At 31.3% G+C, this 14,546-nt stretch carries 13 protein-coding genes; all 13 read right to left on the bottom strand.

Annotated features, from left to right (window positions below):
* Window position 1: 1 nt before the first annotated feature.
* The gene (locus tag C8P64_RS15065; RefSeq protein ID WP_108172899.1) at window positions 2-883 is read right to left on the bottom strand and encodes a polysaccharide deacetylase family protein; all 882 of its coding nucleotides are present in this window, start codon (window positions 881-883) and stop codon (window positions 2-4) included.
* 27 nt (window positions 884-910) lie between these two features.
* A complete protein-coding gene (locus tag C8P64_RS15060; protein ID WP_108172898.1) occupies window positions 911-1,477 on the bottom strand; it encodes a serine O-acetyltransferase in 567 nt (188 codons plus the stop codon).
* A 389-nt stretch (window positions 1,478-1,866) separates the two neighbouring features.
* Window positions 1,867-4,110: a membrane protein insertase YidC gene (gene yidC / locus C8P64_RS15055; protein ID WP_108172897.1), complete on the bottom strand. Its 2,244-nt coding sequence runs from the start codon at window positions 4,108-4,110 to the stop codon at window positions 1,867-1,869.
* Window positions 4,110-5,240 carry a CDP-glycerol glycerophosphotransferase family protein gene (locus C8P64_RS15050; RefSeq protein ID WP_170106670.1) on the bottom strand — a complete coding sequence of 377 codons (1,131 nt, stop codon included), beginning with the start codon at window positions 5,238-5,240 and terminating at the stop codon, window positions 4,110-4,112. The genes yidC and C8P64_RS15050 overlap by 1 nt, the downstream gene beginning before the upstream one ends.
* Before the next feature lie 68 nt (window positions 5,241-5,308).
* A complete protein-coding gene (locus C8P64_RS15045; RefSeq protein WP_108172895.1) occupies window positions 5,309-6,019 on the bottom strand; it encodes a hypothetical protein in 711 nt (236 codons plus the stop codon).
* Window positions 6,016-6,591: a hypothetical protein gene (locus tag C8P64_RS15040; protein ID WP_108172894.1), complete on the bottom strand. Its 576-nt coding sequence runs from the start codon at window positions 6,589-6,591 to the stop codon at window positions 6,016-6,018. The genes C8P64_RS15045 and C8P64_RS15040 overlap by 4 nt, the downstream gene beginning before the upstream one ends.
* Complete coding sequence (locus tag C8P64_RS15035) at window positions 6,575-7,324, bottom strand: phosphocholine cytidylyltransferase family protein (protein WP_108172893.1); 750 nt, start codon at window positions 7,322-7,324, stop codon at window positions 6,575-6,577. Before C8P64_RS15035 ends, C8P64_RS15040 begins: the two co-directional genes overlap by 17 nt.
* The gene (locus C8P64_RS15030) at window positions 7,317-7,937 is read right to left on the bottom strand and encodes a gamma-glutamyl-gamma-aminobutyrate hydrolase family protein (RefSeq protein ID WP_108172892.1); all 621 of its coding nucleotides are present in this window, start codon (window positions 7,935-7,937) and stop codon (window positions 7,317-7,319) included. Before C8P64_RS15030 ends, C8P64_RS15035 begins: the two co-directional genes overlap by 8 nt.
* A 7-nt stretch (window positions 7,938-7,944) precedes the next feature.
* On the bottom strand, window positions 7,945-10,320 hold the full coding sequence (locus tag C8P64_RS15025; protein ID WP_279324125.1) for a PEP/pyruvate-binding domain-containing protein: 2,376 nt from the start codon (window positions 10,318-10,320) through the stop codon (window positions 7,945-7,947).
* Window positions 10,321-10,466: 146 nt separating this feature from the next.
* Window positions 10,467-11,450 carry a polysialyltransferase family glycosyltransferase gene (locus C8P64_RS15020; protein ID WP_108172890.1) on the bottom strand — a complete coding sequence of 328 codons (984 nt, stop codon included), beginning with the start codon at window positions 11,448-11,450 and terminating at the stop codon, window positions 10,467-10,469.
* Between the two features lie 58 nt (window positions 11,451-11,508).
* Window positions 11,509-12,678 (bottom strand): lipopolysaccharide biosynthesis protein, encoded by a 1,170-nt coding sequence (locus tag C8P64_RS15015; protein WP_146167228.1) that lies wholly within the window; start codon window positions 12,676-12,678, stop codon window positions 11,509-11,511.
* 146 nt (window positions 12,679-12,824) lie between these two features.
* Complete coding sequence (locus tag C8P64_RS15010; protein WP_108172888.1) at window positions 12,825-13,499, bottom strand: acylneuraminate cytidylyltransferase family protein; 675 nt, start codon at window positions 13,497-13,499, stop codon at window positions 12,825-12,827.
* Window positions 13,496-14,542: a nucleotidyltransferase family protein gene (locus C8P64_RS15005; RefSeq protein WP_108172887.1), complete on the bottom strand. Its 1,047-nt coding sequence runs from the start codon at window positions 14,540-14,542 to the stop codon at window positions 13,496-13,498. Before C8P64_RS15005 ends, C8P64_RS15010 begins: the two co-directional genes overlap by 4 nt.
* Between the last annotated feature and the right edge of the window lie 4 nt (window positions 14,543-14,546).

Here is a 14,546-nt window from a genome sequence, read left to right as displayed (position 1 = left end):
ACTATTTTAGAAATTTATTAAATAAAAATGGATGTAAACCACTAACTTTTACTTGAAATTCATCTATTTCGGTATCGCTATCTACTCTTATGCGCGAAATTCTCATAGGATTTATGTTTTCAACATTTATCTTATGGTCGAACAAAAATGCCGTTGAAATACCTTTATGCTTTAGTATCTTTTCTGCTCTGGAATTAAAGTTTCCATTTGGATAGGCAAATATTTGATTATGTTGAAATCCCCAGGATTCTAACATATCCATTGCTCTGCTTACTTCCAGCTTAACATCTCCCTTACTACATTTATTTAAAATAGGGTGTGTATGAGTGTGATTGCAGATAACCATCCCGGAAGACTCAAGCTCTTTTAAATCTCTTACAGTTAATTGGCGCGTAAAAACTTCAGGCATTTTATCAAGTTCTTCTATTCTCATATTATTTGGTAAATCTTTTAATTCAGATATTTTTTTTCCAATTTGCTCATCAGAAAACCTAGAATTTTTATAAAAGGTGTAAGCCCTATTCCACCAAAAAGATTTATTAGTTTCTATCAAATCAGTTATTATAAACAGAACAGAAGGTATACCGTATTTTTTTAGTAATGGCATACCGAATTCGAGAACTGAATAATCGCCATCGTCAAAAGTAAGAAGGATTGCATTTTCTGGTAGTTCTTTTCCATTAAACAGATGACTTTCCAGATATGCAAGGTCAATTATATTATAATTTTTGCGTAAAAATTGAAGTTGACTTTCAAAAATTTCGGTATTAACAACGGTATGATAGGCAAGCACTCTTAATCGTCCTGCGTTATAACTTTTAAACGGTGCTGTAAAGGCATTTAAACTTTTGTAGATTAGATTTCTCTTATTCAGTCCTTTCATATTAAATTTTCATCTTTTCGAGAATGGTTAAAGAACTTTATTTTTAATATAGCCTTCACTACCTTTTTGACTTACAATTTTTCCTGGATTTCCAACAACCACACTATTATCGGGTACGTCAAAATTAACAAAGGTTAAGGGTGCAATTAAAACATTGTTACCAATTCTAATTTTCCCAACGACCACGGCGTTTGCCCCTATCCATACTTCGTCCCCAATTGTAGGAGAACCTTTCCTTTTGCCTCTACTAACATTCCCTATTGTGACTCCATGCAAAATATTACAATTTTTACCAATTATTGCGGCATGATTTATATGCACAGGTCCCCAATGGTTAAGAAAAAAGCCTTGCCCTAGTTGAGCTCCTAACTGAATCTGCATGCCATATTTCGCCCTAATTGAATGATACCAAACTCTAGTGATTAAGCCTAAAGGATGCTTTTTGGAATAAGTGTTAGCCAATCTATGATTAACTAAAAATCTAAATTCTGGCTGACGAAAAAATATAGATAAAAATCTTAATTTTGATAAATTATTTTTACCATATCGCACAAGATCGCTTTTGATTAAATTGAAACATTTTTCTTTTAGCATCTTTAAATTTTTAAAGTATTAGAAATCTCTATCTCAATTTTAAAATTACTTTAGAAAATTTTCAATCTCAAAACCTAATAAATAGCTCAGTTATTTTATAATGCAGAATATCAGTTGTTTTTTTTCAAAAGTAAATAATTGTGTATGGCTTAAAATAGAAATTCTTATAATAAAATGTGAAAATCACTAATTTTAAAAACCAAAATAAAAAATGACGGTGAATAATTCACATTATAGATAACACTTGGTAATTAATAATTATATATTTCTAAAAGGAGGAGATTCAACAACCAATTTTTATTTTAAAAATATCCTATTCAATAATTTTCAATTTATTTATAGAAGCCAGCGTTGGACAGAGAATTTTCATAAGAATATCAAGGTTTGAATTACTCCTTTTTCGAAATTTTTAAACTATCTAAAGTTGTTGTAATATTAGTAAAATCATAAGGATTTTTATAAGTGGAATAATAAGTAGAATCTTCAAGAATTTTAAAATCCTCGTCAAAGATCGTATTAAATACAGCACGAAAAGTATTCACCGAGGAAATATCTTTATATAAATTCTTATTGTTACTATTAGAGCTATTCATATAAATAGCATTAAATATTTCACTTCTTTCTTCTAAAAATTCTGGACTGGCATTTTTATCGTCCTCTTCCAAAAATGCCGGACCATGATCAGATTGTATGATTATCACACTATTTTCTGATATATTCAGAATCTCCTCTGTTAGAATTCTTACCTTTTTATTTAAAAATTTTAACTGATCTATGTAAAACCTCTTTTCATTTTTATTCCAGCTGTTATCCAGGTTTACAGATTTTGGTATTTCTTCACCATTTTCATCAAAAACATAGGGAGGATGAGGGGAAACTATGTGTGCAAAAATAAATTTGGGATCTTCTATGTTTTTTAATTTCGTTAGATGATCAAAAGTATATAAAATAGTTTTTCGATATTCTTTACCCGCAAAATGGCTTACTAAGGGTGATAGTATAGTGGTGTGTAAAAAATTAGTAGTGAATTCACCCATATAGCTTGAATATTTATAATTATAATCAGCGTATATATTTTGTTTGGTTCCTCCAAAAACACTACCAAAATGAACAGTTTTATAACCTTTGTCTTTCAAATATTTCATTACATTACCATTTAATACCATATCATATGGGATCTTCCTGTTGGTAGATCCTTTTGGCAAGGAATCACTTAAAAAGTTAATATAATTCATATTAAAGGTTGATCCCAGTGAAAGAAAGGTGTTCATATAATTAGACCTGCTATTTGAAGCTATATAAAAATCTTTTTCGATTAAATAATCTTCAAATTCACTATTATCAAAATTAAAGTCCTCCTCTAAAATTTGTGAACTAGCGTAACCATCAAGAATAATATAATAAATATCAGGTAACTGTTCTTTATTTGCGCTAATCAGTTTTGTTGTCTGTGAATTGTTGTGTAGAAGGGTTTGTCTATTACTTATACCAAAGGACATTATTCTCAAAATAACTATAGAGAACAAACAAAGAGATAGGATACTAATTACGTTAGATAATGCCTTTAGATTCCTTTTAGTTTTCAAAGTAAGATAGATAATTATTGCTGGTAAGAGCAGAAAAACCAATCCTAGAAAAAATATAGCAAGTTTGCCTTCCAGCCCCATTGCTGCAAGTAAATTTCTAAAATGACCAAAGAGAAAAAACAGTGATAAACCAGTAAACACTAGGATCTGGGTTTTATAATTATTTTTGACCAGAAACTTAATTGCAATGGTTATTCCTAAGGTAAAAATTAAAATGACAATTATAAGTGATAATATAGAAGATTGAGTCAAGTAAAGCTCTTCTATATTTTCAAAATAAATTGAGAGAAGGGGAAAAACTGAAAACATTAATAGAAAAACCACAAAACCATACTCCTTCCAGAAAGAAGTTAGGATCTTAAGAAGTTTCGAGAAGCTATTTGAGAGAATTAAATCAGCTTTGGTTGATTTGATTCTTAACAAAAACCAATTTTTACCTATTGCAAAAATATTATTCATAGTCCAGAATAATACTAGCGCCGCAGATAAGTTATATAGTAGAACGAGAAATACAATAGCTATAACTACCAACTGTATCTTCTCACTTTTATCTTGGTTTTTTGTGTAAAAATATGCCGCTAATAAATTAGCAAAGGTCATTAAGAAGGGTAATATATTAATTGATATACCTGCGATTAAAAGCAACTCATCAGGCTGAGATAAATCGCTGATTGGCCCAAAAGATATTCCAATAAGTGGATAATAATCCAGAAGTAACCAATAAGCCGCAAGAAAAAATGGAATTTGAATTAGTAAACCAACTAAACCTGTTAATGAATAAAACGGACTATAGTTATTTTTACGGTATATCTCCCGTGTATAGTGATATTTCTCTTGTTTATTTTGAACATTCTTTATGGAATCCAGAGCAGGCTGCATTCTATCTTTTCTGGCTTTCTCCAAATCCTGAATTTTATCTGCTATCCAGAAAAGAGGAAGCATAATAATTTGTGTAGCCAGGCTCAATAGAATTATAGACCACCCATAACTAAAAGTTATATCGTAGAAAAACTCCAGGATATTTTTAAGAAAGTTTATTAAAAACATTATTTTAATCCTTTAAAAATTGATAGAATCTGTTTAGCAGCCACACTACCTGCATTTTGAAAATTAAAAATATGCTTATCTATTATTTCCTCCGTCATTTTTACATTTGATACTTCTCCAATAATATTATGAATATTATATATTTCATTTTCTGTAATTGTTCTTCCAAAATCTTCCAAAAGATATTTTGTAGATGGAGGATTTTCTAGATCCGATGATTCGTAACCACCATCGTCCCATTCAAAATCAACAGCTATAATTGGTATTTTCTGCAAAAATGCCACATCATAGATTATCCCGGAAGTTGAATCTGTTATCAATACTTTTGCTTTAGATAATGCATGTACATTATCAACCCTCTTATCAATTTCGAAAAGTTCATTTTTACCAAATTTGGAAGAGATAATACTCAAGAGCTCTTTTTCAGAAATCCAGGATTGAGGATGAGGTCTATATAAAACACGATGTTTATGCTCTAATAATTTCTCTAATAATAGCTCTCCATGTTCTACAAAAAATGATCTATCACCCCAGGTTGGCGCAATTAAAATGTGTTCTTTTTGTTCGTTAGCTCCTTCATTCTTCAAATCATAGTAGGTACAACCAGTTTTCATAAGAATTTTTTTTCTGCTATTTCTATCACGTTCCAGTTGGCGAAGATTTGCGATATGAAAATCATTTCCACAAAGTGCAGAGTCATAATAATCAAATGAAAATTTTTTATTTGCATGGATATCCATGGGGGCGTGAGATAGATAACAATAGTGATCTACGTTTTTCGAACGCTTCCAGTTTAGAATATCTAATTGAGGAGTAGTGGTTATACACATTTTCGCTTTCAATTTATTTAATACAAAGAAAGCCTGATTTGTATTACCTAAATAATGGGAAGAACAATATTCAGAATCGATTTGTAGTCCGGGATCTTCCCGGTCTGCAGTTAAATATACGAATCTTTTATTATGCTTGATGAGTACATCTAAAACTGGGTAAAAAACGTTCCAGTAGTTTTTCCCCTCACTAAAAAACACCAATTCTCCAGAAAAATCATTTGTACCCTTATATTCTTTTCCCGCAAAAAAATGTATTACTTTATAATAAAAATTACGTATTGAAAATGTAATGGTCATAATAAAACCTATTAATAGGCTTATTAACAAGCTCCCCGTACCGGGATCAATATATAGAAATAACATAGTTATTTTTTGAGAGATAAAATTCCAATATTTTTAAGGATTGGATGAATGACGTAATATTCTAGACTATTATCGTGCGAAGGAAAGGGAGTAATTTCATTTTTTTTGGATAATGCGGTAATTGCATCTATTAAGCAATTTGCCCTAATAATATTATCATAGTATTGGTCAATATTTACCCCTCCAGTGGGAGCGGGAAAATGACTTTTTGTAATAATATTCCCTGCATCAATTTTTTCATTCATCAAGAAGGCAGTCACTGTACAGGATTGTCTATTTAATATGCTATAATAAATTGTTGTACTCCCCCTTTCTAAAGGAATGTCTCCCGGGTGCATATGTACATAAGGTAGATCCAAGTCAAAATGATTTTTTCTAAGAATTTGACCTCCATAACCTGAAAAAATTATTAAATCTGGAGATATCGACTTTACCCGCTCTACTACACTTTGAGAATTAACGTCATAATCATTAATATGCTGATATTTCCATTTATTACGCTCAAACACATTTTCAATACCTATTTGAAAATCGGGAATAAGAATATTATTATCATCGAAGAATTGCTCAGTGTCTCGATTTAATTTAGGTACACTATATTCTCTTTCCTCAAATCCGTAAAATAGCCCTTCCACTTTGCAAGAGCTGGCAGCCAAATATTGCGCATACGAATTAGATCTAAGTGTGTTTCCTGCTAGAAGTAAAATCTTCATAAATCAATGTTTTTATTTTCACACAATTCTTTAATAATTCTTTTTTCTGCCCATAATAGTTTGGATGCAGCTCTGTAATTGGAGGTTTCTGCATTTTGATTCAATTCGTTTATTCTGCTGCAAATAATATCAACTAATTTTAAAAGAGAATTTAAGTACTGCAAATGTTTATATCTGTCAAAAAGTTTAACCATTACTAACCCAAAATTGATATAAAGATTCAAGTTATTATAAGTCACATCTTTATTTATACGGCGAAAATCAGCATCGTAGAATTCATAAATCCTTTTGGTTACCTCAAATCTTTTTATCAACAAATGAACCTTATCAAGTTCAGAGAAAACTATATCATTATTTAACCATCGTTCCAATTGAATATTTGTTCTAGAATCATCTTCAGTTTTATGGCTTCCGGCATTATTTTTCAACAGAATATCTAGGCACTTATCCCTTTTTTCTTCCCAGGATTTGAGAAATTCAATTCCGCCAAATTTGGAATAAGAATAGTTAATCTTATTATTAAACACATCCTCATTTAAATACTTATATATAATTTTATTTTCTCCAATCATGCGACCAGTTTTTATTCTCCTTCAATTTTATTTCATATGCCTTTACATCATCGTTAGAGTCTACTTCACACCATCTGCCTTCTATAAATGCAACTTTAATGTCTGTTTTTTCCATTAGCATGGATAAAAAGGAAGTCATATCTAGTTTATCCTGTTCATCCTTATTTAAAGAATTATAAGTACCAAAGGCTATATCCCAACCTCTTGGAGTAAACTTGATTAAGCCCATATACTGTGCCTGAATATTATCTATACTATCTTCGTCATTTCCTATTTCGGTTAAAACACCATCGTTTGTTTTAAAACTTTCTGCGTCGTCCAAAGGATTTTCAAATCGGGTAGACCAGAGATCAAGCCACTTTTTATCGGCAGTTATTACTATATCTCCATCCTGATTTTTCAATTTTTCAATATGATCACTAGAATAAACGATATCTGAATAGGATATAATGGTCTCTGTTTCCATTTTAGGTGCACAGAACAGTGTTCCAACCATGTTCGTTTCAGACCACCTTGGGTTTTCTGCTGTTTTGAAATCTCCTTGTAACATTTCTGATCTGTAACCTCTAACCACGGTTATATCCTGGACATCTGCTGCCCTCAAGGCTGAAAGTTGCCAATCTAATAAAGTCTTACCTTCTAAAATTGTTAGGCATTTATGCGATCTTTCAGTAGTACTACCCATTCTTGACCCTCTCCCTGCTGCTAGTATTAATCCTTTATATTTATTCATATTTAAATAATTTTTTTATCATTCGTGCTTCCCATTTACTAAATATATCTTCCCTTTCAGGATGCCACATTAATCCAAGTAAACCATTTCCTTGAAAAGCCTCAATAGTATTATCTTCTTTACACCTACCAATAACCTTTAACATCTCAGGCTTAGACCTGTCGATTAGTGCATTAGAATGGTAAGAGTTAACCTCTTCAACTTTATTATTGATAATTATCTGATGTCGGGTCGCTACATGAAATACCGAAAACCTATCATTTCGTTGTTCAATTTCTCCTCCTAACCATTTAAAAATAGCTTGAAATCCTCTGCAAATACCTAAAACAGGAAGAGAATTAGCCTGAGAGTATTGAAAAATAAGCTTCTCAGTGTCGTCTCTTTCTTTAGAAATACTTAGATTTTCACCTCCGGTTAGAATAAATGCATTTATATTCCAATTTTCGATATATTCAATAATTTCTTCTTCAATATTTGGCAAAAGTATCCAATTTGCATTTGGCATAATCTCCTTCATAAACCTATACCAATCCCGTGCTATTGCATCACGCTTTTCATCGTAACTAGCTGCATTAGCTTCTCTCATACTTATACCAATAATGAGCTTTTGCATAAAAGTTTTAAATTGTAAGTGGCTCTAAACGTTTTCCTTGGCAATTTAACAATACCTTACCGGCCTTTATTAGCTTATTAAAAGGTTGTTCTCCGCATCCAATTGCTGCAGGAAGATCATATTCAGCACAGCGTATAGCCATATGTGAATTAGCACCTCCAAATTTTGTAATAAGACCACCTATTTTTCTTGAGAAGATCCAATCATATCCAGGGTCCGCGCCTTCTATACATATAATTTTACCTTCCAAATCTGGGATCTCTTTTATGAACGGATTAAGAAATACTATTTTACCTTCAACCCTCTTATTGCCAATAAAATTTGGTGCACTTCTTTGCATTGGTGCAATATAAACATCTCTTCGAGAACGTATTAAATAGTTTAATTTAAAAGAATTTGCTACACTGTAAGATTTCTTTGCTTTTTTAATTCTACGTTTAAAGAAAACTTTTAAATCCTTGGTGATCGGTTCAAATAAAACACTTTGAACATCATCTAAGGTAAGCATTGCTAGATCCTTTTTAGAAAAACCAATTAACTCACCCCATTCTGTTATATATTCTATGATAGCAGACAGGTGTTTAGTAAAGATGAATTTATGATATTCTCTACCTTTTATGGCCTTAGACGCATACTTAAAAATATCATCTGCATTAATTCTGTCAAAACCGTGATCTCGCAATAATATATTTAAATTTTTACGCTCTTGATCACTTAACTGAAATACTTCGTGCTCACCTGGTTTTTGAGGATCACCATCTAATAAATCAGGTCTGTTCTTGTAACATGGTGATAGTATATCATAACTGTTTGGCCTAAGATGACCATACTTCTGCATGAATTTATCTTTTTCAAGATTTTCGTTACACACTTCGTAAAAATCAGTGCTAAGCTCTGTAGAGATAGTTTTCACGCTTCTCTTAAATGCCTTCACCCTTTCCTCTTCTATAGCTCCACAAGCTATAGCTGATCTCAATAGTGATTCCGCTATAAAGCCATGCCTGGCAGTTATTGAAAAAGGTATTGTTCCATACTTAACACATTGATTTTTGAGTGTATTTACGTGATCTGAAATTGAAAAAGGAGTAACAAGCTTTTTATTCAAGTTTTCCTCTTGTAGGGTTTTCAATAATTCAATTAATTCAATAGCTTTGTTTAACGTATTGCCTTCTGTGTCTTCAATAGCATTTTGAGTCAATTCTACTAAAAAGTTTTTAAACTCCTTGATTTCTTCTTCGTTCAGCAAATTTGGATACCGATTGTTTAGATTTTCTTCAAATTTAAAATCATAAGCAGTAGGTACAACCTCAAATTCGATTTTGTCATGCAAATGAGGATTATTTTCCAGCCTTTGTATATAAGCGTTAATAAGCTTCTCAGAAATTTCTGGGCTTAATTTTTCCGGCAAAAATGAGTTCATACTATTACGCACATCTATATACGCCCGGCCAAATAACGAAACCATTAATTCTACATCTGGCATTTTTTTATAACCCATTTCTTCCCTAGCCAAACTCCAAGCCCTTCGAGTAATAAGCTCACGGTATAAGGACATTGCAAGCGGATGTGGCACAACACCAATCATTTCTGCAGGATTCCAATCAGGCATAATTCCCAGGAGGGTTTTTTCACCATAAATATCCACTCTCCTAGTCATTAATTGCTGTACAAAATCTTCAAGATATGGAAGCCTTTCTGAAACCAATTTATTCGCTTTATTCTTCCAATTTGTAGAAGTAGTAATTGGTCGTACCTGCAAGATGAAAACTTCATTTTTATTATTCAATGCAAATTCAATATCTAAAGGCAAATTCTTATAAAGGGATTCTAATTCTTCTACAACTTTTAGAACCTTTAATAAATATGGGGAATCAAAATCTTTATCTTTAAAACCATTATAGACATATACCGTTTTGTTGATAGAATTCCCGCTAGTGACGGTATCTGTCTTGCCTGTCGTATCATCGAAATTAATGACATAATATGGTGAACCGTCATCTAAAGATTTGGTCATTATGACACCACTCATCCTAACATCCTCCACCATAGGTTGTATTAAGACCTGGTTCTCCGGATTATTGTCAAAAGAATTGATCACTGTATCAATTGCTGTTGAAAGTTCACCATTAATTTTATAATTCACATTTAAGATACTTTCAAAAGCTCCCGCCATAGAATCAACTTCTGTATCTTCTGCCCTGGAACTACTTCGTACTGCTAAATATGTGACGCTTTCATATTTATTAGAAATATTAGAAATAACATTATCTTTAAAATTATTCCATTCATGAACAGTGAAAAAATGTACGTCCGGTACTGGAAATCCATTTTCAGATATATATTGTAGTGTTTCAGCTTTTGTTCCTAGCATAGTGTGTTTTATCTTAAAGCATGCAAAAATATTGGTTTATTTAAAAAAAAAGACCATGTAATTTGCGAAAACTTAGTTAAATATAGGTTTTGAAGTACGTGCGAAATGAATTGGTGAAAAATATTCGTTTTCAAATGAAGCCACCAATCAATCTACTTTTATTGAAAATCGATGATACTTATTTTAGGCGAATCCAGCTGTTTTAGAAAAGAAAAGGTTACCTGGTAATTATCATATAACTCTTTTCTAAGAAAATTGGCTTCAGGAATAGCAATAGCATACAAATCTGTTTCTGCTCTCAGATAACATAAATTCCCCAATACAGAACTGTAAAAAGAGACTACAGTCTTTGGAAAAACTTTACTATTTAAGTACTCTTCCTCAAATATTCCATTAAAAGTTTTTATTTCTAAAAATTCTGAAATCTTCTCAAGATTAACTTTATTTTCTCTTGGATGAGGTATATATAAAACTTTTTTATTCGGAAATTTTTTAACCAAACCTCTCAAACACTTTAAATAGAAATCGTTCGAGACGATCTCCAACTGCACCAAATGTTGCCCTACAAATATGACCTCTGTTTCGTCTAATTTAGGATGTTCATTTTGGTTTTTTCTGTTCAAACTTTTTGAAGTATCTCTGGAATTAACATCAAGAGTAAACGGACCAACAAAATTTAGAGATGGAATTTTTGGTTGTTTGAATTTCAATTGGCGAAAAACCCTCGGTAAACTCCTTACTTCGCTATTATTAAGCTTCCTATTATATGCTACAGAAATTATCTGCATTCCATCATATAAAAGCGAAATCTTACTTTTTTTTTCATATTCACCAATAATACTAAGGTGATAAATATTACTATAACTACCTATATAAACATTTTGAAAGGTTTTAAATTTTTTTTTAAATTGAAATAACCAAATTCTAAAGTAAAGAATTTTGAGAGGCTTAAGCCAATCATTGTTATCTACCATATAGACTATAAGGGTATATTCAAATTCAAATTCCTGAAGATGTTCAAATATCTTTGATGCAGTTGTTTTATCAGTAACAGTAGCAATAACAATAGCATTCTCCAACAATTCAGGAGCTCTAGAAAGAAAAAATGCTTGGGAAGGTGTTGATAGGACGAATAAATTCATATTTTATTTAAAAAAGCAAATACTAAATTTTGTAAAAAGTTTATTTCCTATCGTTATCTCATTTTTCGTCATGGGTAACTTTATGAACATAGTAAAAAGTAATACCAGTGGAAATAAATTCTGCTATTAAAACTCCAATAAAAATATAGGATAAGCCTTTCTCTTTGGGAGCTGCATAAAATAAAAATCCTGGTATCAGGATATATAATAGATTTCTACTTACAGAAACTTTAAATTGTTCGTTATATCTTTTCAATGTATTAAAAACCTGAAATATAAGAGCGTACATTCTAAAAAAACCAATAATTACAGCAATTATAGTAATAAATACTGCCTCCTCGTATTTTGGAAAATAATTCTCTATGATATACGGTATGAAAATTAAAGACAAAAGACCAGCAAGTCCAAAAATGCTCAAGTAGTATGAAATTTTTTTAATCTTATTCCATATAACAATTTTGTCATTTGATTTGGCGTAATCAAAGGTCATCGTTGGCATTATATACTTTGCCAGGGCTGCAGGAAGTACGCTGAAAGCTGTTAAAGCTGCATTAGCCGGCGCGGTAAGCCCTAATGCTGTAGTAGAAATAAAGAATACAATAAAAATTTTTGGATAGGTATCTGGTAAACTTCGCAAATAATTCAATGAAAGCATAGGAAAACCAATTTTAATATTCTCTATATAGATTTTTTTAAAAAATTTGGATTTTGTTCTAATGGGTCTATACACCACCAATAGAATTGTGGAAGCCAGACTATGAATTAAAAGCATTATTAAATATCCTGAAAATTCAAGGTAAAAGATTAGTGGAGATAGCAAAAAAGCAAAAAGAGAAGAAATAATGTATACTCTGGATAAATCTGCAAAACTTTTTGATGATCTATAAGTGGATGAAAGAAAATCATCTACGAACATTGTAGAAATAAAAACTCCTGCTGTTAAATAAATCAACTGTTCTTCAGCATTGGAGGCTACAAAAACAGACAGGAAGATTGCTAGTATTAGAAAAAATATTGTATATAATATTGTAACATATTGTGCACTAGCCGCATATTTCTTTACCTTCTTTTGATCATTTTTACCCAAATAAAAAGGTAGTTGTCTTCCCAACCCCTGAGTAAGCCCTAACTGAGTGAAACCTATATAGGGTTTAATAATTAAAGCAGCTTGCCACAATCCTAATTTCTCCGGTCCTATAACTTTTATAGCTATTAAACTAATAGCCATCCCGGAAATAGTTTTGAAAATACTACTTATAGTAAAATTAACGGCTACATTTGATTTAAATCGCATTTATAAAATGTTACGGAACAAAGCGAAAAGTTAAATCCCACGAATATAAAAACTGATAAGAGGATTTAGAAATCTTCATCTTAAAGTTTAGATATTAAATACTCAGCATATTTGAAATCTTCCAAAGTATCTATATCAATCGACGATTGTCGAGACATTACATACGCGTAAGTATTCTCTGTATAATATTGACCCTGCTGCAAAATGGATTTTTTAAAAATAAATATTGCACCGTTGGGAAAGTAAGTTTTCTTTTCGTCCTGCCTGTTTCTTATACGCTCATCGAAAATTGATGAAATTTTACCTTCGTCATCCACATATTTATGCCAAACTATTGGATGCTGTTCCTCACAAAAACTTATTACAGAATCGGCGTTTTTAGTATTGAACATTTGAATGCTTTCATCAATATGCCTACCTATACGAAAAGGACTAGTTGGCTGTAAAACGATAAATTCAGTTATTTCTAAACCTTCTAATTCGAAAATTTTATCTATGGTATATAAATATGCATCTAATGCTTTGGCTGTGTCTGATGCTAAATATTCAGGCCTTAAAAAAGGAACTTCTGCCCCATATTGCTTACCTACTGCGGCAATCTCCGGATCATCTGTACTTAAAATTAATCTGGAAATATATTTTGAATTTTTAGCAGCTTCAATCGTATATGCAATTAAAGGTTTACCATCCAATAAGCGAATATTTTTCCCTGGTAAACCTTTCGACCCCCCTCTAGCAGGAATTATTGCTATCATTTTGAATGTTTTACAAATTCTTGTGCTTGTTTATAATCAATAGGTTTACCTATATCAATCCAATAACCCCTGATAGGATTATGTATAAGTTTACCTCCTTCTGCAATTAATTCCTCCATTAAGGTGGTAATATCATAAAATTCATTTTTTGGAATTCTCTTGATCAGATCTCTCTTCATTATGTAGATACCGGCATTACTATGATATACATATGAAGGCTTTTCTTTAAAAGCGGTAACTGAACTTCCATTAGTTTCAAAAACTGCATATGGAACATCAATTTTAAATTCGGTAGAAGCTACAGCCATATCTGCTTTTGAGTTTTTAGCATCAATATACAAATCTTCCAAATCAACATTTGTAAATAAATCACTATTCATAAGAAGCACATATTCACTTTCAAATTTATCTACAAGTGATAGAGCTCCAGCTGTACCTAATGGTTCTTCTTCCCAAATATATTCTATTTCAATTCCCTTTTTACTGCCGTCCCCGAAATAAGATTCAATTTGTTCACCTAAATACTTTACCGAAATATAGATTTTGTTAATTCCAAAAGAAATTAATTTATCAATATTATGTTCTATAATTGGTTTTCCACCCAAGTCGAGCATTGGTTTGGGTGTTTTATCTGTCATTGGACTTAAACGTTTTCCCCTTCCACCTGCCATTATCATAGCTGACATAGGGAGAACCGAAATTTGATTTTCAAGATCAATAATTTTTACGAGCTTTTTATCTGAATCCAATAATGGTAATATCTTGATGTTTTTTTTTCTATAAAACGAAAGATTGATAAAAGAATCTGAGAATTCTTCGTAGAAAAAATTTTTATTGCATATCTGGCCAACAGGCTTGCTAATATCACCTTCATTCGCCAGAGACCTCCTAATATCTCCGTCTGTTAATGAACCAATCACTTTATTGCTCTGATCCTTGACAAATAATATAAGTCTACTTACATCACGTATATCATTTAGCTTTCTCAAAGCTGTTAAAATACTTTCGTTCTCTTCTATCAATTTATCTTGAAAATCGGTCATTATT

The sequence above is a fragment of the Christiangramia gaetbulicola genome (genome assembly GCF_003054225.1).
In the GTDB taxonomy this organism is placed as follows: domain Bacteria; phylum Bacteroidota; class Bacteroidia; order Flavobacteriales; family Flavobacteriaceae; genus Christiangramia; species Christiangramia gaetbulicola.
The sequence above is the reverse complement of the archived record's forward strand: the minus strand, read 5'-3'. Positions and strand labels throughout refer to the sequence as shown.

What these genes read in the sequence shown, in the direction of transcription:
- C8P64_RS15015 (WP_146167228.1), bottom strand. Translation starts at nt 12,678, where the DNA reads ATGGCTATTAGTTTAATAGCTATAAAAGTTATAGGACCGGAGAAATTA.
- C8P64_RS15050 (WP_170106670.1), bottom strand. Translation starts at nt 5,240, where the DNA reads ATGACCATTACATTTTCAATACGTAATTTTTATTATAAAGTAATACAT.
- C8P64_RS15065 (WP_108172899.1), bottom strand. Translation starts at nt 883, where the DNA reads ATGAAAGGACTGAATAAGAGAAATCTAATCTACAAAAGTTTAAATGCC.
- C8P64_RS15005 (WP_108172887.1), bottom strand. Translation starts at nt 14,542, where the DNA reads ATGACCGATTTTCAAGATAAATTGATAGAAGAGAACGAAAGTATTTTA.
- C8P64_RS15020 (WP_108172890.1), bottom strand. Translation starts at nt 11,450, where the DNA reads ATGAATTTATTCGTCCTATCAACACCTTCCCAAGCATTTTTTCTTTCT.
- C8P64_RS15010 (WP_108172888.1), bottom strand. Translation starts at nt 13,499, where the DNA reads ATGATAGCAATAATTCCTGCTAGAGGGGGGTCGAAAGGTTTACCAGGG.
- C8P64_RS15060 (WP_108172898.1), bottom strand. Translation starts at nt 1,477, where the DNA reads ATGCTAAAAGAAAAATGTTTCAATTTAATCAAAAGCGATCTTGTGCGA.
- yidC (WP_108172897.1), bottom strand. Translation starts at nt 4,110, where the DNA reads ATGTTTTTAATAAACTTTCTTAAAAATATCCTGGAGTTTTTCTACGAT.
- C8P64_RS15045 (WP_108172895.1), bottom strand. Translation starts at nt 6,019, where the DNA reads ATGAAGATTTTACTTCTAGCAGGAAACACACTTAGATCTAATTCGTAT.
- C8P64_RS15030 (WP_108172892.1), bottom strand. Translation starts at nt 7,937, where the DNA reads ATGCAAAAGCTCATTATTGGTATAAGTATGAGAGAAGCTAATGCAGCT.
- C8P64_RS15035 (WP_108172893.1), bottom strand. Translation starts at nt 7,324, where the DNA reads ATGAATAAATATAAAGGATTAATACTAGCAGCAGGGAGAGGGTCAAGA.
- C8P64_RS15040 (WP_108172894.1), bottom strand. Translation starts at nt 6,591, where the DNA reads ATGATTGGAGAAAATAAAATTATATATAAGTATTTAAATGAGGATGTG.